Origin of the sequence: Streptococcus sp. HMSC067A03 (genome assembly GCF_001814295.1) — a bacterium.
GTDB lineage: Bacteria > Bacillota > Bacilli > Lactobacillales > Streptococcaceae > Streptococcus > Streptococcus constellatus.
This window is the reverse complement of sequence record NZ_KV815671.1, coordinates 1-353: the sequence shown is the minus strand read 5'-3', so window position 1 is coordinate 353 and position 353 is coordinate 1. Positions and strand designations below refer to the sequence as shown.

The 353-nt window shown below is 38.0% G+C and carries 1 protein-coding gene; it reads right to left on the bottom strand.

What is annotated here, in order from left to right:
* Positions 1–353, bottom strand: a 353-nt coding sequence (locus HMPREF2963_RS06640; RefSeq protein WP_410002509.1) for a mucin-binding protein, incomplete at both ends; no start/stop codon positions are given.

Below are 353 nucleotides of genomic sequence, written 5' to 3'. Positions count from 1 at the left end.
TTCCTTATCTTTCAGCGTTTTATGAGCAGTATCATCAATGATGGTGTAAGTCACTTTTTGCTTATCTGCTTTATAGGTAACTGTAACATGAATATCAGAGTGAGCAGCGGTAATAGTTACTGCATCAACTTTTGATTTATCTGGTGTATAACCATCAACCGTTGGAGAAACCACTTCTGAGAAAGTACCTGTTGAGGGAGCCCATACCCCCTCTTGAGAGATTTTCCCAGTAACTAAATCTTTTGTATTCGTACGTTTAAAGTCTAATTTTTGGACTTTAGGAGTAGCTGCTTGGTCACCATTTTCATAAACATACTTGATGGTCTCTGTGACAGTCTTTGTTTCTTCAACTG